Source organism: Peribacillus sp. P4_C12, from assembly GCF_056402095.1.
The window spans coordinates 1-523 of sequence record NZ_JBFUIB010001213.1; the positions used below are offsets into that span (position 1 = coordinate 1).

General features: G+C 35.1%; 1 pseudogene. It reads left to right on the forward strand.

The features are described 5' to 3' along the window. Window positions 1–325: 325 nt before the first annotated feature. Window positions 326–523, forward strand: a pseudogene (locus AC1DUW_RS32185) (acyl-CoA dehydrogenase family protein); the annotation flags it as partial.

The following is a 523-nucleotide window of genomic DNA, read 5'->3' on the forward strand; positions in this document are numbered from 1 at the left end:
CACTGAAAGAGCGTTAGGCAAAGATGTGCTATCCGTTTAATTCAAGCTATCAATAACCCATAAAACTAGCATATATTTACATCCGATATTATTGCTTAGGTGGTCAAGTAGGGGGGATGGAAACCTTGTTAAGCGTGAAAAGCMTACGTCTTTGTCTGATGTCAGTGTGCCATTTTCAGGTTCATTGAACCAAAGAAATAAAAGAGTTTCTGCATAACAAAACGAATTTAGCAGATATCCTTTTTCTCCTAGTTCTCAACCTATTTTAGTCCTACTTATTTAAAACCTCTAATATCACTGCTGACCTATCCTCTATACACTTGATTTGTACCTTTCTTATATAAAAAAGCTAGGGAAAGCTGGTTTACTTTCTTCTATTAATAAGACGCAAAAGGAAATCTTATTAGATGAGATGCATGTAGAAGAGGAAACAGCTAAAGTATGCATGACTACTGCTTTTTGTATCTGGTGCCACCTTGCTGCATTAACGTATATCCTTAATACTAAAAATGAAGCAATAAAA